The sequence below is a fragment of the Neisseria sp. P0020.S005 genome, assembly GCF_051957055.1.
GTDB classification, from domain to species: domain Bacteria; phylum Pseudomonadota; class Gammaproteobacteria; order Burkholderiales; family Neisseriaceae; genus Neisseria; species Neisseria subflava_A.
In genome coordinates, this window is sequence record NZ_JBQCWV010000002.1 from 36817 (window position 1) to 59759 (window position 22943).

Consider the following 22943-nt stretch of genomic DNA (forward strand, 5'->3'; position numbering starts at 1 on the left):
TGATACAATACGAGGCCGTCTGAAACCCGATTGCAAGGTTTCAGACGGCCTTTTTTAATCACAGGGGAACACCATGATCAGCAGGCTCACAGGCAAATTGATTGAGAAAAATCCGCCGCAGGTCGTTATCGACGTCAACGGCGTCGGTTATGAAGCCGACGTTTCCATGCAGACTTTCTACAACCTGCCCCCCGTTGGCGAAACCGTCCATCTCTACACCCAGCTTGTCGTCCGCGAAGACGCGCATTTGCTGTTTGGTTTCGCCTCAGCCGAGGAACGCGCCACCTTCCGCCAACTGGTCAAAGTCAGCGGCATCGGTGCCAAAACCGCATTGGGCATTTTGTCGGCCATGAATGCCGATGAACTGGCGCAAGCCATCGCCGAAGAAGACGTCAAACGCCTCTCCTCCGCCCCCGGCATCGGCAAGAAAACCGCCGAGCGCATGGTGTTGGAACTGCGCGGCAAACTCGTATCCCATACCGTTTCAGACGGCCTGTTTGCCCCTGATGCCGTTGCCGACGAAAGCCAAGACATCATCAACACTCTGCTTGCCCTCGGCTACAACGAACGCGAAGCCAAAGCCGCCACCAAAGGCATTCCCAAAGGCACGGAAGTCGGTGAAGGTGTGCGCCTGGCCTTGAAAAACCTGCTCAAATAAGGCCGTCTGAAACATGAAAACCGCCGTCCTGAGTGCCGCCTTGCTTCTAAGCGCGTGCGTTTATACCGAGACTCCGTACGGGCGCACCGCTGTCTTAGACCTGCCCGTCCACTCGCAAACCACCGTCAACAAAACCGTGACCATCAACGCCCCGCCCGGGACGACCGTCATCTATCAAGACAGCGAACCCGTCCGCAATTACCCGGCCTATCCCGTTCCCCGCCGGGTTTATCGTTATCGATAAACAACGCTGACCATTTGAAACCATAGGTTCAGACGGCCTGTTGAGAGACCAACCATGAAATACATCCTTCCCCTGCTTTTACTCCTGAGCGCCTGCACACCGGACACCAAGACCACGGATGCCGCATCCGCCCCCAAAACACACGGCTTTGCACACCGCCTGACCGAAGGCGAAAAACTACTGACCCAAGCCCTCATCAAACAAGACCTCGCCGCCTACTTCAAACACGAAACCGGCGGCGCATTTGCCGAACAAGCCCCCTTATTCTCGGCCCAGCAACTTGCCGAACAGAAAAACATCCCCAAAAACGATGCCATCGGCGTTTACGGCAAAATCATCAAAACCCAAGGCCGCACCGCCTGGCTGCAAACCGACAAGCAAACCCTCAAACTCGATTTGGCCGAACCGCTGCAAGAAGCTCAAGGCGAAGTTACCCTTGTCTGCCAACACGAAAACACCGCATTCCAAGACTGCCAAACAGAAGAAAACTTCGCCCGACGCTTTACCGAACAAATTTTCTCGGCGGTCGAGTCCGGACGCGTATCCGCCCAAACAGACGCACCGGCCGAAGAAATCATGGCCGGCCGCCTCATCCCGTTTTTAAGTGCCGCCAGCGACTTTACCGGCAACTTCAAAGCCTGCGCCACCACCATGACCGAATACTGCACCAGCCGCCTGGCACGCGAAATGCCCGAATCCGCAGTCCGCAAAAAAGCACAGGAATTGGGTTTGACCGAAATAGCATTTAAAAAGAAAAAATAAATATTTAGGCCGTCTGAACCCTATAGCGGCTGTGTTATAATCCGCACCTCATACAGGTCGGACAGACAGTCGCCGCGTATCGCGTAAGGCATACGGGGAGGAAAGTCCGGGCTCCACAGAGCAGAATGCCGGCTAACGGCCGGGCGCGGTAACGCGACGGAAAGTGGAACAGAAAGCAATACCGCCGATGATTGCCTTCGGGCAAAACAGGTAAGGGTGAAAAGGTGCGGTAAGAGCGCACCGTGCATTTGGTAACAAAGCGCAGCAGGCTAAACCCCATTCGGAGCAAGACCAAACAGAACGCGATGACGCTGCTCGCCGAGCGTTCGGGTAGGTTGCTTGAGCACACCAGCAATGATGTGCCTAGAGGAATGACTGTCCGCGACAGAACCCGGCTTACCGTCCGAGCTGTATGTCCCCATACCGCGGCAGGTTTTTAAAACCTGCCGCATTTTTATAGAAATAAAAAAGCCGTCTGAAACCTGAATCTTGGTTTCAGACGGCCTTTTTTTAAACCGCTGTTTATGGACGGTATTCCGGTTTCATGCCGTTGGGCAGGAGCTGCCATACATAGCCTGTGGTTTTCATTTTGCCGGCCACTTCGCCTGCTTCGTCACCATAGCCCCAGAAATAATCCACACGGACCGCGCCTTTAATCGCGCTGCCGGTATCTTGCGCCATAATCAGGCGGTTGAGGGCTTTTTTGGTGATCGGGTGGGCAGTGGCGACAAACAGCGGTGCGCCAAGCGTGATGTAGTGGCGGTCGATGGCACCGGCGTATTCGCCCATCAACGGCGTACCTAATGCGCCCACCGGGCCTGAATCACTGCTGCCGGTCAGCTCGCGGAAGAAGACGTAGCTTGGGTTTTGTCCCAAAACTTCGGCAAGGCGGCCGGGGTTTTGCTTCATATAGGCCTTGATGCCCTGCATACTGGTCTGACCCAGCGGCAGATAGCCTTTGTCCGCCATATAGCGGCCGATGGAAACATACGGATGTTCGTTTTTATCGGCAAATCCTACGCGGATGTATTTGCCGGACGGGGTTTTCAGACGGCCTGAACCTTGAATGTGCATAAAGAAAAGTTCGACCGGATCATCTGCATAACCCAAAATCGGCGCTTTGCCGTTAAGCGCGCCGCCGTTGATTTGGCTGCGGGTGTAGTAAGGAACGAAACGGCTGCCTTCAAAACGGCCTTTCAGCGCAGTGCTACGTGCTGTAATCGGGAATCTGGACAAGTCAGCCGTGTATGTGCCGCTGTTGTCGATGACGCCGCTGTTTGGGCCGGTTTGGCGGATGCGGACGGTGGCTTTGCTGCCCCTCAAGTTTGCAGCCAACGGAACGGAAACAAAATCGTTCGGAATGCCGTAAATAGGGAAACGGGATTGGCTCGTGGATTTGTCGTCGCCGTGCAGGACCGGTTCGTAATAGCCGGTAATGGTGCCGGCAGGATTGCCGCCGTTATCGACGCGCCATGCGGTGAAATAGCGTTCAAAGAAGTGTTTGGCTTGGAAATGGTGCGCCGGCGTTTGCATGGCTTGGATACAAACGTCCTGCCAGCCTTGGCGGTTTTTAAGTTTTTCACAGCCTAAGCGAAAAGATTGCAGGCTTTTGGCGAAGTGTTGGGTGCTCCAGTGCGGCAGTTCGTTGTAGGAAACAACGGTGTAGTTTGCTCCTCCCCCGCTTACAGTCGTACCGATGGGATCAGACGTACCGGTGGGGCGGTCAGGACCTTTGATAACGCTGGTGTCGGTTTCGGGAAGATTTTTAATGCTTTTGCTCGGGCAGGCGGCAAGAATGGCTGCGGCAATACTGACGAGCGTAATGCGGTACAGATGTTTTTTCATGGAATCAATAGCGTGTCGAAAGGCCGTCTGAAAGCTATTTTTCAGACGGCCTATGTTGGAAAGTGCTGATTTTAACACAAAAAAGCGATTTATCGGCGCGGCGGCAATTTGACGACAACCGTATCGGCCAGCATATCGTAGAGCGTGCGACGGTTGCGTTTGACGGAGAAGAGCATGATGAAGTTGATGAAAGTCATAAGCAGAGAAACCAAATCTCCACCTGTTTCATTTACTGCCAACATTACCGCAATGACTATAATACCGACAATGAATGACCAAGCCACTTCGCGTATCAAAACCGTACCACCAAAACCCGGATTGCTACCGTCACTTTTTAACACCCGGATGCCCATAATTTTTTTACCTAAAGACTGACCGTCTCGGCTCATGTAATACAGTTGGAAGATACCAAAAACCAAATAGACAGCCAAAGAAATAAAAAATGTTATGACTGCATAGTCAGGAGTATTAGAAAGAGAAGACTCCGAAACTAATTCTTTGCTTTCATCAAAAGTGAAAACTACCATCACAATGAATGGTACCCATATCAAAAAAGTAAACAGATTATTCAACAAATATGCCGCAACCCTCGCCCCCGGCGAAGCAATATGGACATCTACTATTTCTGTTTTAGGCAAATCCGACAAATTGATTTCGCTCATTTAATCTTCCTCTGTGCAATTAATGAAATGTAGTTTCATTGTTATCTTAACCTATTTTCCCATCATTCTAAAAATTTTTGATAAAAACCTTTACATTTTCCGCAGACGGCGTTAAAACACTCGTTTTCCCCTTTTTTATAGTGGGTTAACAAAAGTCTGAACAAAGCGGCAGGCGATGCCGTTCCGATTTTTGTTAATGCACTATAAACTTATCCGGATTTTCTTTGTAAGGAGTAACACATGAAAGTAGGTTTCGTCGGCTGGCGCGGTATGGTCGGCTCTGTTTTGATGCAGCGTATGAAAGAAGAAAACGACTTCGCCCACATTCCCGAAGCGTTTTTCTTTACCACTTCCAACGTCGGCGGCGCTGCCCCTGATTTCGGTCAGGCAGCCAAAACATTGTTGGATGCCAACGATGTTGCCGAATTGGCAAAAATGGACATCATCGTTACCTGTCAGGGTGGTGATTACACCAAATCCGTCTTCCAACCCCTGCGCGACAGCGGCTGGAACGGCTACTGGGTTGACGCGGCATCTTCCCTGCGCATGAAAGACGACGCGATTATCGTCCTCGACCCTGTCAACCGCAACGTCATCGACAACGGCCTCAAAAACGGCGTGAAAAACTACATCGGCGGTAACTGTACCGTTTCCCTGATGTTGATGGCTTTGGGCGGCCTGTTCCAAAACGATTTGGTCGAATGGGCAACCAGCATGACCTACCAAGCCGCTTCCGGTGCGGGTGCGAAAAACATGCGCGAACTCATCAGCGGCATGGGCGCGATTCACGCCAAAGTGGCAGACGAGCTTGCCGATCCTTCCAGCGCGATTCTCGACATCGACCGCAAAGTGTCCGATTTCCTGCGCAGCGAAGACTATCCGAAAGCCAACTTCGGCGTACCGCTCGCCGGCAGCCTGATTCCGTGGATTGATGTGGACTTGGGCAACGGCCAGTCCAAAGAAGAATGGAAGGGCGGTGTGGAAACCAACAAAATCCTCGGCCGCAGCGACAATCCGACCGTAATCGACGGCTTGTGCGTACGCATCGGCTCTATGCGCTGCCACAGCCAAGCCCTCACCCTGAAGCTGAAAAAAGACCTGCCTGTTTCTGAAATCGAAGCCATCTTGGCAGGTGCAAACGATTGGGTGAAAGTCATCCCCAACGAAAAAGAAGCCAGCATTCACGAGCTGACGCCTGCCAAAGTTACCGGCACGCTGTCTGTTCCTGTCGGCCGTATCCGCAAACTGGAAATGGGCGGCGAATACATCAGCGCATTCACTGTCGGCGACCAACTCTTGTGGGGCGCTGCCGAGCCGTTGCGCCGCGTATTGCGTATTATCTTGGGCAGCCTGTAATTTAGGTTGGCATGAAAAAAGCAACGGTTTGAACCGTTGCTTTTTTTGTCACAAAAAGGCCATCTGAACCTTTCAGACGGCCTTTTTCCTATTCTTTCTTACCGGCCAAACCGATTTCTTTGGTGGAATCGCCAACTTTGATTTGCGCCTTACCGGCAATTTCTTCAGCCTGCGGACCAAAGAATTTCAAATCATAACGACCGTTTTCCACGCCATTCAAACTGGTTTTTCCGCTGATGGCGGCTTTGCCATTGTTATTGGCAATACCTGCGGCAAGCAGGTCGACATTATTGTGGGAAGCCATGCTGCTGATTTTGCCGTAACCTTGTTTTTTATCGAAATCGACGGTGTATTTCAGACGGCCGCTGCGGTCGTCGCCGTTAAACGCGATACCCGAATACTGATAGCTGCCTTGTTTGGGCAAATTGCGATACGCTGTTTCATCGCCTTGGACTTCGCCGACGGTGAATGTGTATGTATCGAGGTTTTGCAGCTTGCCTGCGTCATCGGCTTTTTGTTTGGCGTAACGCGCGGCAACAGTGGAATAATTTTGTTTATACACTTGAAAATCGCCCGTTTCCAAAGTGATGACTTTGCCGTTTACCTTGATTTTTTGGGCGTAGTCGTAAGAAGATACTTTATCGGTTTTCAAAAAGCCGGTATCGAGTTTGCCGCCTTTTTGCAGGGTTTGCGTTTTACCGTTAGCCGTCAGCTCCAACGTACCGTTTTCAGGGACGGATTCGTTCAATTCAACGGACAACACGCCTTTCGGATGCGGATTGAGCGGTTCGGTCACGGCATTCGACAAGCCGCTTGTTGCGCCGCCGCATGCAGCCAACATCAAAGACAGGGAAGCCGTCAAAGCAGAAATACGGAGGGTTCTCATCATTTTTTCCTTTCCTTTTTTATTTGGTATGATATTTATCATATACCTAAAAAAATGAACAATAAATGATTTTTGTCAAAATTAAGTATTTTGAATATTAATTTTATAAATATTGAAACATTTTTAGAATATCGGATATTCAGTCCATCCCGCCTCCCTTCCGCTATAATCATTTTATTTTGCAAACGGATTTCATCATGCCGAAAATCACCCTTATCGCCGCCTACGCCGCTCGCCGCTGTATCGGCATCAACAACACCATGCCTTGGCATTTGCCCGAGGATTTTGCCTTTTTCAAATCCTACACTACCGGCAAATCCGTCATTATGGGCCGCAAAACATGGGAATCTCTGCCGCGCAAGCCGCTGCCCGGCCGTCAAAATATCGTCATCACCCGCCAAGATTATCAGGCCGAAGGTGCGCAAACGGCGGCTTCTTTGGAAGATGCGCTGGCTTTGTGTCAGGGGGTTGAAGAAGTCATCATCATGGGCGGCGCGCAAATTTATGCACAAGCCCTGCCGATTGCCACCGATTTGCGTTTGACCGAAGTCGGTTTGGATGTGGATGGCGATGCGTTTTTTCCTGAGTTTTCCACAGAAACATGGCAAGAAGCCTCTCGGGAAAACCATGTTTCTGCCAAAGGCATCGAATATGCGTTTGTGCATTATGTGAAGGCATAATCTGACAACGCAAAGGCCGTCTGAAACCCTGTTTTTCAGGTTTCAGACGGCCTTTTTATTTCGTTTGTTTACGGCATACCGTTTAAGCCGTTTTGTTTTTCAAAGGCAGCTTGATATGCGGTTTGGCCGGCTTGGGCGCTTCTTTCAATCCAAGTTCGATTTGCTGCTCTTCGCTCAACAAATTGCTCCAGTCGCCTTTTTTATACCAGTCGCGGCCGTCCAACTCGATGGGATGTTGGATGCGCTCGCAACCGTTGCCGCATTGCAAATCGTCTTCTTTGCAGTATTTGTCGCAACCCCAGCAGATACGCTCGGGATTTTTCGGGAAAATGGGAAATTTCTTAGCCATGATGTTCTTCTTTTGTTTGTGTGCGGTATGGGCAGAATTATAAGTGATTTGAATGGGGCTGGCGGCGGGTTTATCGTGTTTTACGCTGATTTTTTAAGATGTGTTAACCTTTCAGACGGCCTATACTGTAAAACTATCCCTACGCGGTACAACAAGAGGACCCGATATGAACATATGCCGTCTGAAGCCTGAATTTGTCGAGCCTTTAGCCCTCGCGCTGTTTGAGGAGTGGCACGATTTTGCGCCGTGGTCGTCTCTGGATAAAATCCGTGCGTATTACGCGCAGTGCCTCGATGGGGATGATTTTCCGCTGGCATTTGCGGCTGTGGATAACGAAGGACGGCTGATGGGTTCGGCGGCATTGAAGCGGTTTGATATGGCGTGTTTTCCCGAATACGAATATTGGCTGGGCGATGTGTTCGTTTTACCGCAATTTCGCGGTTTGGGCGTAGGCAGGCAGCTGGTTTCGTTTTGCCTGGATAAAGCACGCGAACTGAGTTTGCCGCATCTGTTTCTCTATACGCCGGATGTGCAGGCCGTGTATGAAAAGTTCGGCTGGAAAGAAATCACGCAGACTTGGCACAACGGGGAAACCGTATCCGTCATGAAATTAGATTTATAGCTTGAAAAGAGTAAAAGGCCGTCTGAACATTTGGTTTCAGACGGCCTTTACCTTTTGAACAATCCGCAACTACCCTATCCGTTTAAACGGCGGCAAACAGGCCAATAATTGCTGGCCGTAGCGTTGCGTTTTGACGCGGTTGTCGAGGATGGTCACACGGCCGTAATCCTGTTCGGTACGGATAAGGCGGCCGACGGCTTGGATCAATTTGATGCTGGCTTCGGGCACCGTGATTTCGATAAAGGGATTGCCGCCGCGTTGTTCAATCCAACGGTTTTGGGTTTTCTCGATGGGGTTGTCCGGCATGGCAAACGGCAGCTTGGCAATAATGACTTGCACGCAGGCCGTGCCGGGCAGGTCGAGGCCTTCGGCAAAACTGTCGAGGCCGAAAATAATGCTGGCTTTGCCTTCGGCAATGGCTTGATGGTGCCTTTGTAAAAGAACGGCCTTGGACAACTCGCCCTGTACAAGCAGAAGCGGCAAGTATTCGTCAGGCAGGCGCAAGGCGACATCCTGCATTTGCTTGCGCGAGGAAAACAGCACCAGCGTGCCGATGGCTTCAATCGGCGAAACCAGCTTCGGCAACCATTCGACAATGGCGGCCGTATGCGCATCAGGGTCTTTGGGGCTGGCTTGAACCGGCGGAATATACAGCTCGCCTTGCGTATCGAAATTAAACGGGCTTTCCAATGCAAGCGTGGTGGTTTCGGGCAGCCATAATAGGCCGGTTTGGCGCAAAATCAGGTTGAAGCTGCCGAGCGATTGAAGGGTAGCCGAAGTCAGCACCGCACCTGCCGCGCGCCGCCACAGATTGTTGGCAAGATGGGATGCGCTGCTGATGGGGCTGGCATTGAAAATGTAGTCGTTTTTGTCGTCGGCACGGCGGGTTATCCATTTCGCCAACGGCTCTTCGCCCTCAATGGGAACGGTGGAGAGTAAATCCCAAACCGCGCTGATTTGTTCGATACGGGCGATAAAAAGGCCGAACTCGCTGGTCAGGCGGTCGATGAGCGCGCCGTCCTGTTCTTTTTCGCGGCGCGCGGCGGAAAGCGCATCGTTCAGCCCGACAACGTGTTTGAGCAGGCTGCGCGCAGCAATAGCCGTATTTGAAACTGTGGTTTCCAGGCCTTCGGGGATTTTGCCGTCTTCCCACAGCCAAGTCGGTTCGTTGTGTTTCCGCCTGTCGTTTTCAGACGACCCCAGACTTAAAGACGGCTCTTCCGCCAAATGGAACTGCCATTCGTGCAGGCTGTCGAGCAAGGATGTGGCAGCTTCGTCAGCAAGGTTGGCAAGTTCGGCTTTATCGGTCAGAGCGGCAATTTTGCCGGTCAGCTGCGGCAGTTTTTCCAGCGTCCATACGGCAATATTCCATGAATGTTCGGCGGCAAAACGGCTGAGGGCTTTTTTGGGCAGGTGGTGCGCTTCGTCTATGCAATAGAAACTGTTTTCGGGCGCAGGCAGAATCACGCCGCCGCCCATGCTGATGTCGGCAAGCAGAAGATCGTGGTTGGCAACGACGACATCGACGGTTTCCAAGACATCGCGCGCCAGGTAAAACGGGCATTCCGGACGGTTGGGACAGGCGGATTTCAGGCAGCCGTGGCGGTCGTTGGTCACTTTGAACCAAATCGCGTCATCGATTTTTTCCGGCCAAGTGTCACGGTCGCCATTAAAGCGGCGGGCGGAAAATTCATCGGCAATGTCGCGCAGCAGGTTCAATTCTTCCGGCTTGGGTTTGCTGTCCCACAACACTTCCGGCGTTTCAAAACCAAGCAGGTTTTGCTGGGCGTTGTTTTGCGTCAGTTGATAGAGTTTGTAAGGGCAAAGATAACGGCCGCGCCCTTTGGCAAGCGCAAAGGTCAGCTCCAAACCGCTTTTTTCCACCAGAAACGGCAAATCACGGTCAACCAACTGCTCCTGCAAAGCCACTGTTGCGCTGCTGACGATCAGCCGTTTGCCGCGCGTTTGCGCCATAATGCCGCCTGCCAAAAGGTAGGCCAATGATTTACCCACACCGGTCGGCCCTTCGATCACGGCAATGCTCTCGCCCTCGCGTTTGGGCGCTTCTTCGCCTTCTTCACGCGCCAACGTCCGCGAAAAAGCGTTGGCAATCGCCGCAATCATTTCCCGCTGCGAAGCGCGCGGACGGAAACCGGACAGGTTTTTGCCGATGTTTTGGTAATGGTCGCGGATGGCGTTTTTTTCTAAATCGGTGAGCATTGAGGCCGTCTGAATGGGTTTGCAAGAATAGCGTATTTTAGCATTTTTACCTTCATGAAACCTTCGTAAAGTCTTACTCTATTTTAGGGTTTGGCATTTTTATGGCGATGGGCGAACCGCAAAGACATAATCGGTTTTAATCAAGCAAAAGGCCGTCTGAAACTTTAGCCGCACTGATGCAGAGGCACCCACAATTTTTGCTTGTCGGATTTGTTTTTCTCGTAACGGTTCCACGCTTTTTCGTGAAAATAAAAGACGACAGTATTGACGATGGGTTCGACCAAAGCCACCGCGCTGGAAACGCCGATACTGCCGGTCAGAATATAGGCGACACTAAATGCGACGCTGAAATGCAAAATAGCAAATGTAATGGTTTTAATCATTTTGTTTTCCTGCTACATTGATGTTTTAATTGCTACATAATAATTATTATCAACTAACGCGTATATTTTAAATCCTTTATCCTGATTTAGATTTTATAAATCGATATTTTATTTCTGATAGGAATTTTATGAACCAGCTCCATATTGTCGTCCTCGACCGCGATACCCTCGTCAACCGCCCGTTTGATTTTGATTTTCCACATACATTGAGCAGCTACGGCACAACCGAAGCGCACGAAACGCTGGAGCGCATCCGCGGCGCGGACATTGTGATTACTAACAAAGTCGTGATTTCCGCCCAAGCATTTGCCGAAAATCCACAACTCAAGCTGGTTGCCGTTACCGCGACAGGCGTCAATAATGTGGACGTTGAGGCTGCCAAACAAAACGGTACGGCAGTGTGCAATATCCGCGCTTACGGCAATGAATCCGTGGCGGAACACGCGTTTATGATGATGATTACCCTGATGCGCAACCTGCCTGCCTATCAGCGCGACGTTGCGGCAGGCTTGTGGGAAAACTCGCCGTTTTTCTGCCACCTCGGCGCACCGATGCGCGATTTGAACGGCAAAACGCTGGCAATTTTTGGTCGCGGCAATATCGGTAAAACGCTGGCAACTTATGCTCAAGCTTTCAAAATGAATGTCGTGTTCGCCGAACATAAAAATGCCCAAAGCATCCGAGATGGCTATGTTTCCTTTGACGAAGCCATCCGCTCCGCCGATGTCGTGTCGCTTAATTGTCCGCTCACGCCGCAAACAGCCAACATGATAGGCGAAGCTGAATTGCAGCAAATGAAATCCGGCGCTATCCTCATCAACTGCGGACGCGGCGGCTTGGTTGATGAAGCCGCTTTGGTTGCGGCGTTGAAATACGGCCAAATCGGCGGTGCAGGTTTTGACGTATTGACACAAGAGCCGCCGCGCGACGGCAACCCTCTGCTGAAAGCCCGACTGCCCAACCTCATCGTAACGCCACACATTGCATGGGCAAGCCAAGAGGCCGCCAACCGTCTGTTTGACATCCTTTTGGACAACATCAACCACTTTGTGGCCGGCAATCCGCAAAATCTGGTTTAATCTATGGAAAACCTGTTGATAAGGTTGTGAACAATTTTAAAGGCCGTCTGAAATATTCAGACGGCCTTTATTAATCCTTATTTATTTCATAAAGTTATCTATTAAATAGGTTAAATCGTTTCATTCTTTATTGTGGATAACCTTATAAAAAGGCCGTCTGAAATACTCAGACGGCCTTTTGTTTGCTCAGGCAAATTAAATATCGTATGTGGTTGAAGCGGTATCGCCGCCCTTGCCTGTCCAGTTGGTATGGAAGAACTCGCCGCGCGGTTTGTCGGTACGCTCGTAAGTATGCGCGCCGAAGTAGTCGCGTTGCGCTTGCAGCAGGTTGGCCGGCAGACGCTCGGAAGTGTAGCCGTCAAGGAAGGTAATGGCGGAAGCCATGCAAGGCATCGGAATACCGCATTCAATCGCTTTGGCCACCACTTTACGCCATGCAGGCAGACAGGTTTCCAATACGCCTTTGAAATAAGGATCGGAACCCAAGAAGACCAAATCAGGATTGGCTTCGTATGCGTCGCGGATGTTGCCCAAGAACGCGCTACGGATAATGCAGCCTTCGCGCCACAAGAGGGCGGTATTGCCGTAATTCAATGCCCAATCGTTGTTTTCGCTGGCTTCGCGGATTAGCATAAAGCCTTGTGCATAAGAAATGATTTTGGATGCCAACAGAGCTTGGCGCAAAGCATCCACCCATGCGGCTTTGTCACCTTCAATCGGGGTAATGGTTTTGCCAAACAGGCTGTTTGCTTGGGCGCGTTGGTCTTTAAACGCAGAAACGCAACGTGCAAATACGGCTTCGGAAATCAAGGTCAACGGGATACCCAAATCGAGGGCATTGATGCCGGTCCATTTGCCTGTGCCTTTTTGACCTGCGGTATCAAGGATTTTTTCGACCAAAGGTTCGCCGTTTTCATCTCTGTAACCCAAAATCGCGGCGGTAATTTCAACCAGATAAGAATCCAGTTCGGTTTTGTTCCATTCGTTGAAGATTTGGTGCATTTCGTCATAAGACAGACCCAAACCGTCTTTCATGAATTGGTACGCTTCGCAAATCAACTGCATGTCGCCGTATTCGATGCCGTTGTGCACCATTTTGACGAAGTGACCCGCACCATCACGGCCGACCCAGTCGCAGCAAGGCTCGCCTTGAGGCGTTTTGGCGGAGATGGCTTGGAAAATCGGTTTAACAGCAGGCCATGCAGCTTCATCGCCACCAGGCATGATAGACGGGCCGTGACGCGCGCCTTCTTCGCCGCCGGATACGCCGGCACCGATAAAGCGGATGCCTTTTGCGGCCAGCTCGTGTGTACGGCGGGTGGAATCAGGATAATTGGCATTGCCGCCGTCAATAATGATGTCACCTTCGTCCAAAAGTGGAACGAGTTGCTCGATAAAATTGTCAACAACAGAACCAGCGCGCACCATCATCATGATTTTACGTGGTTTTTCTAATTTATCAACCAGATCTTGCAGTGAATATGCGCCGATAATATTGGTATTTTTGGCTGCGCCGTTTAAAAAATCATCTACTTTGCTGGTGGTACGGTTGAATGCAACAACTTTAAAACCATTGTCATTCATGTTGAGAATCAGGTTTTGCCCCATCACGGCAAGGCCGATAACGCCAATGTCGCCTTTCATTTGGTGAAACTCCATTATTGATTAAATTTATCAAGCGTAACTCTAGCTGATTTACAACTTTTTAACAATCCTTAACTTTTTAATTTTTTGAAAAGATGCCTTTACGTTTCAGACGGCCTTTGCCTTTGGGAAAACAAACTATAAATTAGATTTTAAATAATAAATAGAAGATGATATTGAGTGCTGCCACAGCTTGTTGATAACTTTTATTACAAAATTTTTTCAAATACTTAGCTGATCTTTTTTGATGAGGATAAAGTATGGTCGGCCTTGTTTGCAGATGTGGATAAAAATTTCCTGCTGCTTTATTCTGTGGGTAACTTTTTGCCTGTGCACAATCTTAGCCTGTTTTATACTTCTCTAATTGGAACTGATTGACTGGAGAAATAGTCAAATGGTTTTTTATTTCAAGCTGTTTTCATATTTCCTTTTATTTAAGCTGGGAAAAGGCCGTCTGAAAATATTTCAATAAGGGTGTGCATATGAAGTTTTCCTTTAGTATTAACCTATTATCCGTTTTGATTTTGGCCGCTTGTGCGCAACAGCCAGTTCAAAAGCCTCAAGTTTCCCTGCCCTCCGTATTTGTGGACAACCATGCGCCGGAGCAAGGAACAGGGCTGACGGAGCAGAAATTAATCCGCGCCAAGCATTATATGGCGGCGTCTGCCAATCCGCTGGCAACTGAAGCTGGTTATGAAATTTTGAAGCGCGGCGGCAGTGCGATAGATGCGATGATTGCCATGCAGACAACTTTGGGACTGGTTGAGCCTCAGTCTTCCGGATTGGGTGGCGGTGCGTTTTTGGTGTATTGGGACAATAAGGCGAAAAAGCTGACGACGTTTGATGCCCGTGAAACAGCGCCAAAAGCGGCAACACCGGAACTTTTCTTGGACGAAAACGGTAAACCGATGGGCTTTATGAAAGCGGTGGTCGGCGGCCGTTCGGTCGGTGTGCCGGGAATTCCGAAGCTGCTGGAAGATGTCCACAAGCGTTACGGCAAATTGCCCTGGGCAAGTTTGTTTGAGAAACCGATTACTTTGGCGGAACAAGGTTTTGCCGTTTCTCCGCGTATGGCGAAATCCATCGAACAAAATTTGGAACCCTTGCAACGTTATCCGCAAACCGCCGCTTACTTCCTGCTCGACGGCAAACCTTTGGCTGCGGGAACGGTTTTGAAAAACCCTGAATTTGCGCGTTCCGTACGCCTGTTGGCGGAAAAAGGCAGTGCGCCGTTTTATCAGGGAATGCAGGCGCAGAATATTGTTCGTGCCGTTACCGGTGCTGTGGATAATCCTGGCAAAATCAGCATGGCGGATTTGAAAAACTATCAAGTTATCGAGCGTAAGCCGGTTTGTGCGCCGTATCGTGAATATGAAGTTTGCGGCATGGGCGCGCCAAGTTCGGGCGCGATTGCTTTGGGGCAGATTTTGGGCGTATTGCAAAATCAGGATATGAAGGCGTTGGGTGCGGAAAATATCCACAGTTGGCGCTGGATAGGCGATGCGTCGCGGATTGCTTTTGCCGACCGTGATTATTATGTCGGCGATCCCAAGTTTGTGAACGTTCCGACCCGTGCCATGATTTCTCAAGCTTATTTGAAACCGCGTGCAGAAGAAATCCGCAAAGCTGACAAGGCATTGGAAATTATTCAGGCGGGCAAGTTTGGCAAGGCATACGCGCAGTGCATGGCGGTCGAGCTGCCGTCCACCAGTTATTTGGTGGTTGTGGATAAAGACGGCAACGTCGTGTCGATGACGACTTCGATTGAAAATGCCTTTGGTTCGGGGCTGATGGCAAACGGCTATCTGCTCAATAATGAATTAACCGATTTTGCCTTCAACCCTGTCGGAGAAGACGGTAAAACGGTGGCAAACAGCGTTGCCGGTGGAAAACGTCCGCGTTCTTCGATGGCACCGACCATTGTGATGAAAGACGGAAAACCTTATATGGCGGTCGGTTCGCCGGGCGGCAGCCGCATTATCGGTTTCGTCGCTAAAACACTGGTGGCGCATATCGACTGGGGTATGGACATTCAGACGGCAATTTCACTGCCGAATATGCTCAATCGCGGCAGCCAGTATGAGATTGAGGATAAAACAGCGGCTGCGGATAAAGCGGCTGCGTTGGAAAAACTGGGCTACAAAGTCCAAATCCGTGATTTGAATTCCGGCGTACAAGGCATTGTGATCGGCAAAGACGGTTTGCTTGGTGGTGCTGACCCGCGCCGCGAAGGCAAAGTCATGGGCGATTGATTTTGTCGGTTGACATGAAAAAGGCCGTCTGAACAGCTTCGTTTCAGACGGCCTTTTTAGTTTGGGAAAATATATGGATAAGATGTGTATAAGAATAACGTTAAAATTTAATATTTCTATTTTTCAATAAGATAAAAGGGATGAATATGTGGATAATTACTTGTGGAAAACAACATGATTTAGGCCGTCTGAAAGGTTCAGACGGCCTTTTTATTGGACTGTTTTGTCTATTCTCTATCAGGCTGCCGGCAGCTCGTGAAAAGCACTAGGCAAGTCTTCATCATCGGCAAACTCAACCCATTCGTAAGCGCTTTCATCTGCCAAAACGGCACGCAACAGCGCATTATTGATGGCATGGCCTGATTTGTAACCTTCAAATGCACCGATAATCGGATGGCCGACAATGTACAAATCGCCAATCGCATCCAGGATTTTGTGGCGAACAAATTCATCGGGATAGCGCAAACCTTCCGGATTCAAAACATCCATGTCGTCAATCACGATGGCGTTGTTCAAATTGCCGCCCAGTCCGAGATTGTGGGCGCGCATCATTTCTACTTCGTGCATAAAGCCGAAGGTACGGGCGCGGGCAATCTCATCAATATAGGATTTTCCTGCAAAATCAATCTCGAAAGTAGGTGCACTGCGGTTGAATACGGGATGGTCGAATTCTATGGTTAAAGTAACTTTAAAGCCGTCATAAGGCGTAAAGCGCACCCATTTTCCGGTTTCTTTGATTTCAACGGGTTTGAGGATTCTCAAAAAACGTTTTTGGGCTTTTTGATCGACAACGCCTGCATCTTGTAAAAGGTAAATAAACGGCAGGCTGGAGCCGTCCATAATCGGAATTTCAGGCGCGTTCAATTCAATCAAGGCATTGTCGATGCCGTAGGCAGACAGTGCCGACATAATGTGTTCAATCGTACCGATGCGCACGCCTTTATCGGTAACGATGGTTGAAGAGAGGCGGGTATCGTTAATCAAATAAGGATTCAATTTGATTACTTCGCCCATTTCTCCACTTAAATCGGTACGGCGGAATGAAATACCGCTGTTTTCTTCGGCAGGATGCAAAGTCAGAGCGACCCTTTCGCCCGAATGCAGACCGACGCCGGTAACGCTTACTGATTTGGCTAAAGTCCGTTGCAGCATAATTGCTTCCTTTTAAAAAGTCTGATGGGCAAATGATACGTTAAAAAGGAAAAAACAAGCCATCATTTTTAATAGTATTTGCCAATATGGATGTTTTGCGAGAGAAACCTCTAGATTTAAATTATCCACAATAGTATGTGAAATTGAAGTGGGTAATTTGGGTTTTATCCACAGATAAATAGAAAAACTAAGATTCTATCCTTTTTTATTCCGGCATTCAGTTGGGGTTGGCCTCAAAGATAAAAAGTAACTATCAAATTGGTTTTAAAGAAAGTTATTCCGTTATCCACAGATAGTTTGGTTTTTCATCAAAATCATCATTTTAAAAATTAAAATATTATGATTTGAAGAAAACACTGAATGATCAACAAAAAAATGGCAAAATATGGAGGAATAGAACTAAGTTTATGATTTCCATAAGCTTATGAAACTTTTAAGATTGGAAAATGGTTTTTATGAAATAAAATATCAAAAGCTAGAACTAATCCGATTTGCCTGATATTTTCCTACAAACAAGAATTTCATGTTTTCTTTATTTAAATCAAACAACTTAAAAGTAATTATCTGTAATCCTAGAAAGTAATTTTATTTCAGGATACAATGGACTTACTGAAAAATTTTTCCCATTCCATCTAATAGGAGTAGCAAAATGAGTATTAAAGTAGCGATTAATGGTTTTGGCCGCATCGGTCGTCTGGCATTGCGTCAAATTGAAAAAGCCCAAGGTATCGAAGTCGTTGCTGTTAACGACTTGACTCCTGCCGATATGCTGCTACACCTCTTTAAATACGACAGTACTCAAGGCCGTTTTGAAGGCTCTGCTGAATTGAAAGATGATGCGATTGTTGTTAACGGCAAAGAAATCAAAGTATTTGCCAATCCTAATCCTGAAGAATTGCCTTGGGGCGAGCTGGGTGTAGACGTTGTTCTCGAATGTACCGGTTTCTTTACTAACAAAACCAAAGCAGAAGCCCATATCCGTGCCGGTGCGCGCAAAGTTGTGATTTCTGCCCCTGGCGGCAATGATGTGAAAACCGTTGTATACGGCGTAAACCAAGATATTTTGGATGGTAGCGAAACTGTTATTTCAGCCGCTTCTTGTACGACTAACTGTCTGGCCCCTATGGCTGCGGTATTGCAAAAAGAATTCGGTATTGTTGAAGGCCTGATGACCACTATCCACGCTTATACCGGCGACCAAAACACCCTTGATGCACCACACCGCAAAGGCGACTTCCGACGCGCCCGTGCCGCTGCATTGAATATCGTACCGAACAGTACCGGTGCCGCTAAAGCCATCGGCTTGGTTATCCCTGAATTGAACGGCAAACTTGATGGTTCTGCCCAACGCGTTCCTGTTGCTACCGGCTCTTTGACCGAACTGGTTTCTGTTCTCGAACGCCCTGTTACCAAAGAAGAAATCAATGCAGCCATGAAAGCTGCCGCCAACGATGCTTTAGGCTACACTGAAGATCAAATCGTTTCTTCCGACGTTATCGGTATTGAATACGGCTCACTCTTCGATGCGACTCAAACCCGCGTGATGACAGTTGGTGACAAACAATTGGTGAAAACCGTTGCTTGGTACGACAATGAAATGTCTTACACTTGCCAATTGGTTCGTACCTTGGAATTTTTTGCCAGCAAAATCTAAAGGATAACGGGCTGAATCAATCAGTCTGTGGATAATTAAAAGGCCGTCTGAACATTTCAGACGGCCTTTTGTTTGTAGATAGATTCAATTGGTAATTCAGATTGTGGATAGTTTAATCACTGTGGCACATTTGTTTTCTATCCTAAACTGTACTTCATAATCCGCAATATTCATCACATAAATACGTTCGGGAATATCTTGATAGGCAGGGCGAGGATCTTGGGCGATGCTTTGTTCAATGAGATGTTTTTCTTCTGTGGATAAATGTTCCGCAAGCGTACTTTCTGCCCAAACAACGTTCAATTCTTCAGGTTTGCCGCTGACAAAGCCTGATGATGCGTCAGGTTTGGATTCGACAAACGGGATGTAGGGTTTGATATCCACTACCGGAGTACCGTCCAATAGGTCTGCACCGCTGCAATAGATGCGGACAGGTTTGCCTGTTTCGATGTGTTCGAGTTTCAGTAGGGATAAACCGAGATGATTGGGGCGGTGCGGGCTGCGTGTGGCAAATACGCCCATTTTTTGTTTGCCTCCGAGTCGTGGCGGACGCACCATTTGCGCCCAACCTTCATCCAATACGCCGTGGAAAATAAAACTTATCCACGCATAGTCGAAATCTTCCAAGCCCCGAACGCTGTCTGCGGTAAATTCAGGAGTAAGTTCAATGCAAATTTCTGCCGCAGGAACCAAACCGGGTTGGCGGGCAATGCCGAATTTTTGTTTGTAGGGAGAATGAACGGTTGCAATAGGCGTAATCGAATAGGACATAATCTGAAGATAAATATTCTGTGCAAACTGTCATCATATCACAGATGTTTTCCCACATTTTGCGGTAGTAATTTGTTATAATACAAAGCATTTATTCCAAATGTCCGTACATTGGCAATAAATGAATAATTTAAATTATTTAAAATAAAATCAATAGGTTATATTAATCCATGATTGTTTCTATCGATGTAGATGCACAAAAAACGTTTACGCCTTTGTGTCCGAAAGAATTGCCTGTTGCCGAAGGTCATCTGATTGCGGATGAACTCAATGCCCAAGCTGCATTGGCGGATTTACGCGTGATGACGAAAGATGCGCATCATGTTGCGGCAAAATGGCTTGTGGATAATCCTGTTGATATGTTAAAACCGACGGGTTTACCCGATGCGGATTTGACTTGGGTGTCACATGCGATGGTTGGAACATATGGCTATGAATTGTTGGATGGCCTGCCTTCAGCCAAGGAATACGATTATTGTGTTTGGAAAGGCATTGATCCTGAGTTACATCCTTACGGCGCATGTTTTCACGATATTGAAGAAAAGCTCAGTACAGGTTTGATCGAATGGTTGCGCTGTCAAAATGCAGATACAGTTATTGTCGGCGGTTTGGCAACGGATTATTGTGTGAAAACAACGGTTTTACAGTTGCTTAAAGGCGGAGCTTGGAAAGTCATTGTCAATCAGGCGGCTTGCCGCGGTATTGCTCCGGAAACGGTTGAATCTGCATGGCAGGAAATGCATTCTGCCGGGGCTATTATTTTAGAAAACGCCGAAGAAATAAGAAAATACATTAATAATCAATAAATTATATTTTTAAATTCTGTTGTTTCACGTGAAACATTTTCCAAAATATGAAGATTTTACTTGTCCGCTTGTCCAGTATGGGCGATTTAATTCATACGTTGCCCGCAGTTGAAGATTTGGCGCGACAATGTCCTGAGGTAGAGCTCCATTGGCTGTGTGAGGCAGGGTTTGCAGATATTGCCCGCTTACATCCTTTTGTCAAAAAGGTTCATGTAATGAAATGGCGGCAGTGGCGCAAACACCTTTTTCAGGCTGAAACGTGGCGTGAAATAGGCCGTCTGAAAACGGATTTACAGGCTGAATCTTTTGATTTTGTTTTAGATAGTCAAGGACTGATTAAAAGCGCATGCTTTGCCAAAATGGCAAAATCCCCTATTTACGGTTTAGATAAACACAGCACGCGTGAAAGTTTGGCTGCCTTTGCATACAGTAAAACATTTGCCGTGCCGAAAGGCAAAAATGCGGTCTGGCGAAACCGTGAATTATTCGCCCAAGTATTTGGTTATACAATGCCTGAGACGCAGGTATTTGGTTTGTCGGTTCCTGAATTAGGCCGTCTGAAAAATTTGCAATCCCCCTATTACGTTGCTTTGCATGCAACCAGTCGAGACAGTAAATTATGGCCGGTAGAACACTGGCGTGCATTATTGAAAAAGTTGAATGAAGAACAACAATGCAATGTATATTTGCCGTGGGGAAATGAAACCGAAAAAATGCGTGCCGAACAGATTGCAAGCGATTTACCGTCTGCTTCGGTTTGCGACAAAATGAATTTATTACAGGCTGCATTTTTATTGAAAAACGCAGAGGGTATTATTGGCGTAGATACCGGACTACTGCATCTTGCCAATGCACTGGAAAAGCCTGTTGTAGGAATTTATACAGATACAGATCCGGCCAAGACCGGCGTTCAAGTTTCGGCTTATGCAAAAAATTTAGGCGGTATTGCTCAAATTCCTAATGTTGACGAGGTTTATCAAACCTTGATGGATTGTGTTGCAGCATATGGTAAATAATTGCAGGGGAGTTGGATTTATTTTCTGAGTAAATGCTTTAGAAATGATATAATTCCGCTCTATTTACCAAGATTTATACAAATTTGGTTTTATCATGTTGGTGAAAACCGAATTGGATTTTATATAAAGAATGTATCAAAAGCAGTATGCTAGATTTGATGGACATTCTTTTTAGGAGAATTGAATGAAAGCACTGGTCGCAGTAAAGCGCGTAGTGGACTATAACGTCAAAGTTCGTGTGAAAGCCGATGGTTCCGATGTGGATATCGGTAATGTCAAAATGTCGATGAACCCGTTTGATGAAATCGCGGTAGAAGAAGCTGTCCGTTTGAAAGAAGCCGGAAAAGTAAGCGAGATTGTTGCTGTTTCTCTTGGCGAGAAAAAATGCGAAGAGACGTTGCGTACTGCTTTGGCGATGGGTGCCGACCGTGCGGTTCATGTTGAGACTGATGCGAAGTTGGAGCCTTTGGCCGTTGCAAAATTGCTGAAAGCTGTTGCGGATAAAGAAAATCCGCAAATTTTATTGCTGGGCAAACAGGCAATTGACGATGACGCCAACCAAGTTGCCCAAATGCTGGCTGCGTTGTTGAATGCGGCTCAAGGTACTTTTGCATCAAAAGTGCAAATTGAAGGCGAAGAAGCATTGGTAACCCGTGAAATTGACGGCGGCGAAGAGACTGTTGCATTGAAGCTGCCTGCGGTCATCAGTGCAGATTTGCGTTTGAACGAACCACGCTTTGTCAAACTTCCTAATATCATGGCGGCAAAGAAAAAACCTTTGGAAAAATTAAGTCCTGCCGATTTGGCTGTGGATATTTCTCCGCGTTTGAATACCGTGAAATTTGCCGAACCTAAAGCACGTCAAGCCGGTATGAAAGTGGCTGATGTTGCCGAGTTGGTTGAAAAGCTGAAAAACGAAGCCAAAGTGATCTAAGGAGTATGAAATGAGCGTATTGATTATTGCGGAACATAATAACCAACATTTGAATCCTGCCACTTTGCATGCGGTAACGGCTGCCGCCAAATTGGGTAATGTAGATTTATTGGTTGCCGGCAGCAATGCTGCTGCGGTGGTTGAAGAGGCAAAACAGGTTGCAGGCGTGGCGAAAGTTTTGGTAGCTGATGCGCCCTATTATGCTGAAGGTTTGGCAGAAGAATTAGCGCCTTTGGTTGTTAAACTGGCTGCGGATTACCGCTATGTGGCTGCGACTGCAACTGCATTTGGTAAAAATCTTCTGCCCCGAGTAGCAGCCCTGTTGGATGTGCCACAAGTTTCGGATTTAACTGAAGTTGTGGATAACTCGACATTTGTCCGTCCGATTTATGCCGGTAATGCATTTGAAACCGTTCAATCCAATTCTGAAAAACTGGTGCTGACTTTCCGTGCAACCGCATTTGATGCTGCCGGACAAGGCAGTAATGCAGAAGTGGTCAATGTTGAGGCAGCGCCTGCTCAAAACCTGAGCCGTTTCGTAAACCGTCAACTTTCCCAGTCTGACCGCCCTGAATTGACTCAGGCAAAAGTGATTGTTTCCGGTGGCCGTGCATTGGGCAGTGCTGAAAAATTCAATGAAGTGTTAACTCCATTGGCGGATGCTTTGGGTGCAGCGATTGGTGCATCCCGTGCGGCAGTGGATGCCGAGTATGCGCCAAACGATGCCCAAGTCGGACAAACCGGTAAAGTAGTTGCGCCGCAACTATACTTCGCTATCGGTATTTCTGGTGCTATCCAACACGTTGCCGGTATGCAGGACAGTAAAGTGATTGTTGCCATCAACAAAGATGCTGACGCTCCGATTTTCAATGTGGCAGATTACGGCTTGGTTGGTGATTTGTTTGAAGTTGTGCCTCAACTGACTGAAGCACTGAAAAACTAATGTTTCACGTGAAACGTTCAGACGG

The 22943-nt window shown here is 48.1% G+C and carries 22 protein-coding genes and 1 other RNA gene; 14 read left to right on the plus strand and 9 right to left on the minus strand.

Going from position 1 to position 22943, the window contains the following annotated elements:
* The first annotated feature begins 73 nt into the window (after nucleotides 1-73).
* The 4 genes from ruvA (at nucleotide 74) to rnpB (ending at nucleotide 2079) form a co-directional block, all read left to right on the plus strand.
* Nucleotides 74-658 (plus strand): Holliday junction branch migration protein RuvA, encoded by a 585-nt coding sequence (gene ruvA, locus ACTHTU_RS02245; RefSeq protein ID WP_070646431.1) that lies wholly within the window; start codon nucleotides 74-76, stop codon nucleotides 656-658.
* A gap of 13 nt (nucleotides 659-671) precedes the next feature.
* Entirely contained in the window at nucleotides 672-902 is a 231-nt protein-coding gene (locus ACTHTU_RS02250; RefSeq protein WP_440361639.1) for a methionine-binding protein, read from the plus strand.
* A gap of 54 nt (nucleotides 903-956) precedes the next feature.
* On the plus strand, nucleotides 957-1664 hold the full coding sequence (locus ACTHTU_RS02255; RefSeq protein ID WP_070587856.1) for a hypothetical protein: 708 nt from the start codon (nucleotides 957-959) through the stop codon (nucleotides 1662-1664).
* 53 nt (nucleotides 1665-1717) lie between these two features.
* Nucleotides 1718-2079: RNase P RNA component class A (gene rnpB / locus ACTHTU_RS02260), an RNA gene on the plus strand.
* A gap of 107 nt (nucleotides 2080-2186) precedes the next feature.
* On the opposite strand, the gene mltA is transcribed toward rnpB, so the two are convergent.
* Both mltA and ACTHTU_RS02270 read right to left on the minus strand, forming a co-directional pair.
* Nucleotides 2187-3509, minus strand: a complete 1323-nt coding sequence (gene mltA, locus ACTHTU_RS02265; protein WP_440361640.1) for a murein transglycosylase A — start codon at nucleotides 3507-3509, stop codon at nucleotides 2187-2189.
* Between the two features lie 89 nt (nucleotides 3510-3598).
* Nucleotides 3599-4171 (minus strand): RDD family protein, encoded by a 573-nt coding sequence (locus ACTHTU_RS02270; RefSeq protein WP_070584504.1) that lies wholly within the window; start codon nucleotides 4169-4171, stop codon nucleotides 3599-3601.
* Nucleotides 4172-4411: 240 nt separating this feature from the next.
* On the opposite strand from ACTHTU_RS02270, the gene asd reads away from it, so the two are divergent.
* A complete protein-coding gene (gene asd, locus ACTHTU_RS02275) occupies nucleotides 4412-5527 on the plus strand; it encodes an aspartate-semialdehyde dehydrogenase (protein ID WP_063076326.1) in 1116 nt (371 codons plus the stop codon).
* Between the two features lie 88 nt (nucleotides 5528-5615).
* Here the strand turns inward: asd and ACTHTU_RS02280 are convergent, their stop codons facing one another.
* Nucleotides 5616-6413 (minus strand): factor H-binding protein, encoded by a 798-nt coding sequence (locus ACTHTU_RS02280; protein WP_440361739.1) that lies wholly within the window; start codon nucleotides 6411-6413, stop codon nucleotides 5616-5618.
* A 197-nt stretch (nucleotides 6414-6610) separates the two neighbouring features.
* Here ACTHTU_RS02280 and ACTHTU_RS02285 point away from each other — a divergent pair, with 197 nt between their 5' ends.
* Nucleotides 6611-7093 (plus strand): dihydrofolate reductase, encoded by a 483-nt coding sequence (locus ACTHTU_RS02285; RefSeq protein ID WP_440361641.1) that lies wholly within the window; start codon nucleotides 6611-6613, stop codon nucleotides 7091-7093.
* 82 nt (nucleotides 7094-7175) lie between these two features.
* Here ACTHTU_RS02285 and ACTHTU_RS02290 read toward each other — a convergent pair whose 3' ends face one another.
* Entirely contained in the window at nucleotides 7176-7442 is a 267-nt protein-coding gene (locus tag ACTHTU_RS02290) for a DUF3079 domain-containing protein (protein WP_003686685.1), read from the minus strand.
* Nucleotides 7443-7608: 166 nt separating this feature from the next.
* Here ACTHTU_RS02290 and ACTHTU_RS02295 point away from each other — a divergent pair, with 166 nt between their 5' ends.
* Nucleotides 7609-8064, plus strand: coding sequence for a GNAT family N-acetyltransferase (locus ACTHTU_RS02295; protein ID WP_440361642.1), 456 nt, complete (start codon nucleotides 7609-7611; stop codon nucleotides 8062-8064).
* Between the two features lie 69 nt (nucleotides 8065-8133).
* On the opposite strand, the gene dinG is transcribed toward ACTHTU_RS02295, so the two are convergent.
* Nucleotides 8134-10284 carry an ATP-dependent DNA helicase DinG gene (gene dinG / locus ACTHTU_RS02300; protein WP_440361643.1) on the minus strand — a complete coding sequence of 717 codons (2151 nt, stop codon included), beginning with the start codon at nucleotides 10282-10284 and terminating at the stop codon, nucleotides 8134-8136.
* Between the two features lie 164 nt (nucleotides 10285-10448).
* Nucleotides 10449-10667, minus strand: coding sequence for a DUF2061 domain-containing protein (locus ACTHTU_RS02305; protein WP_003686746.1), 219 nt, complete (start codon nucleotides 10665-10667; stop codon nucleotides 10449-10451).
* Between the two features lie 128 nt (nucleotides 10668-10795).
* Between ACTHTU_RS02305 and ACTHTU_RS02310 the strand changes: the two genes are divergently transcribed.
* Nucleotides 10796-11746 carry a D-2-hydroxyacid dehydrogenase gene (locus ACTHTU_RS02310; RefSeq protein ID WP_440361644.1) on the plus strand — a complete coding sequence of 317 codons (951 nt, stop codon included), beginning with the start codon at nucleotides 10796-10798 and terminating at the stop codon, nucleotides 11744-11746.
* Between the two features lie 195 nt (nucleotides 11747-11941).
* On the opposite strand, the gene gnd is transcribed toward ACTHTU_RS02310, so the two are convergent.
* Nucleotides 11942-13390 carry a decarboxylating NADP(+)-dependent phosphogluconate dehydrogenase gene (gene gnd, locus ACTHTU_RS02315; RefSeq protein WP_440361645.1) on the minus strand — a complete coding sequence of 483 codons (1449 nt, stop codon included), beginning with the start codon at nucleotides 13388-13390 and terminating at the stop codon, nucleotides 11942-11944.
* Nucleotides 13391-13872: 482 nt separating this feature from the next.
* Here gnd and ggt point away from each other — a divergent pair, with 482 nt between their 5' ends.
* Nucleotides 13873-15642, plus strand: coding sequence for a gamma-glutamyltransferase (ggt, locus tag ACTHTU_RS02320; protein WP_440361646.1), 1770 nt, complete (start codon nucleotides 13873-13875; stop codon nucleotides 15640-15642).
* A gap of 237 nt (nucleotides 15643-15879) precedes the next feature.
* Here the strand turns inward: ggt and lpxC are convergent, their stop codons facing one another.
* Nucleotides 15880-16794 (minus strand): UDP-3-O-acyl-N-acetylglucosamine deacetylase, encoded by a 915-nt coding sequence (gene lpxC, locus ACTHTU_RS02325; protein ID WP_070606547.1) that lies wholly within the window; start codon nucleotides 16792-16794, stop codon nucleotides 15880-15882.
* 649 nt (nucleotides 16795-17443) lie between these two features.
* Between lpxC and gap the strand changes: the two genes are divergently transcribed.
* On the plus strand, nucleotides 17444-18448 hold the full coding sequence (gene gap / locus ACTHTU_RS02330) for a type I glyceraldehyde-3-phosphate dehydrogenase (protein WP_049335677.1): 1005 nt from the start codon (nucleotides 17444-17446) through the stop codon (nucleotides 18446-18448).
* Nucleotides 18449-18544: 96 nt separating this feature from the next.
* On the opposite strand, the gene tsaA is transcribed toward gap, so the two are convergent.
* Nucleotides 18545-19219 carry a tRNA (N6-threonylcarbamoyladenosine(37)-N6)-methyltransferase TrmO gene (gene tsaA / locus ACTHTU_RS02335; protein ID WP_070646453.1) on the minus strand — a complete coding sequence of 225 codons (675 nt, stop codon included), beginning with the start codon at nucleotides 19217-19219 and terminating at the stop codon, nucleotides 18545-18547.
* Nucleotides 19220-19389: 170 nt separating this feature from the next.
* On the opposite strand from tsaA, the gene ACTHTU_RS02340 reads away from it, so the two are divergent.
* The 4 genes from ACTHTU_RS02340 (at nucleotide 19390) to ACTHTU_RS02355 (ending at nucleotide 22918) form a co-directional block, all read left to right on the plus strand.
* A complete protein-coding gene (locus ACTHTU_RS02340; protein ID WP_070646454.1) occupies nucleotides 19390-20025 on the plus strand; it encodes a nicotinamidase in 636 nt (211 codons plus the stop codon).
* Nucleotides 20026-20072: 47 nt separating this feature from the next.
* Nucleotides 20073-21041: a lipopolysaccharide heptosyltransferase I gene (waaC, locus tag ACTHTU_RS02345; RefSeq protein ID WP_440361647.1), complete on the plus strand. Its 969-nt coding sequence runs from the start codon at nucleotides 20073-20075 to the stop codon at nucleotides 21039-21041.
* Nucleotides 21042-21225: 184 nt separating this feature from the next.
* The gene (locus tag ACTHTU_RS02350) at nucleotides 21226-21975 is read left to right on the plus strand and encodes an electron transfer flavoprotein subunit beta/FixA family protein (protein ID WP_440361648.1); all 750 of its coding nucleotides are present in this window, start codon (nucleotides 21226-21228) and stop codon (nucleotides 21973-21975) included.
* Nucleotides 21976-21985: 10 nt separating this feature from the next.
* Nucleotides 21986-22918, plus strand: coding sequence for an electron transfer flavoprotein subunit alpha/FixB family protein (locus ACTHTU_RS02355; RefSeq protein ID WP_440361649.1), 933 nt, complete (start codon nucleotides 21986-21988; stop codon nucleotides 22916-22918).
* The last annotated feature ends 25 nt before the right edge of the window (nucleotides 22919-22943 follow it).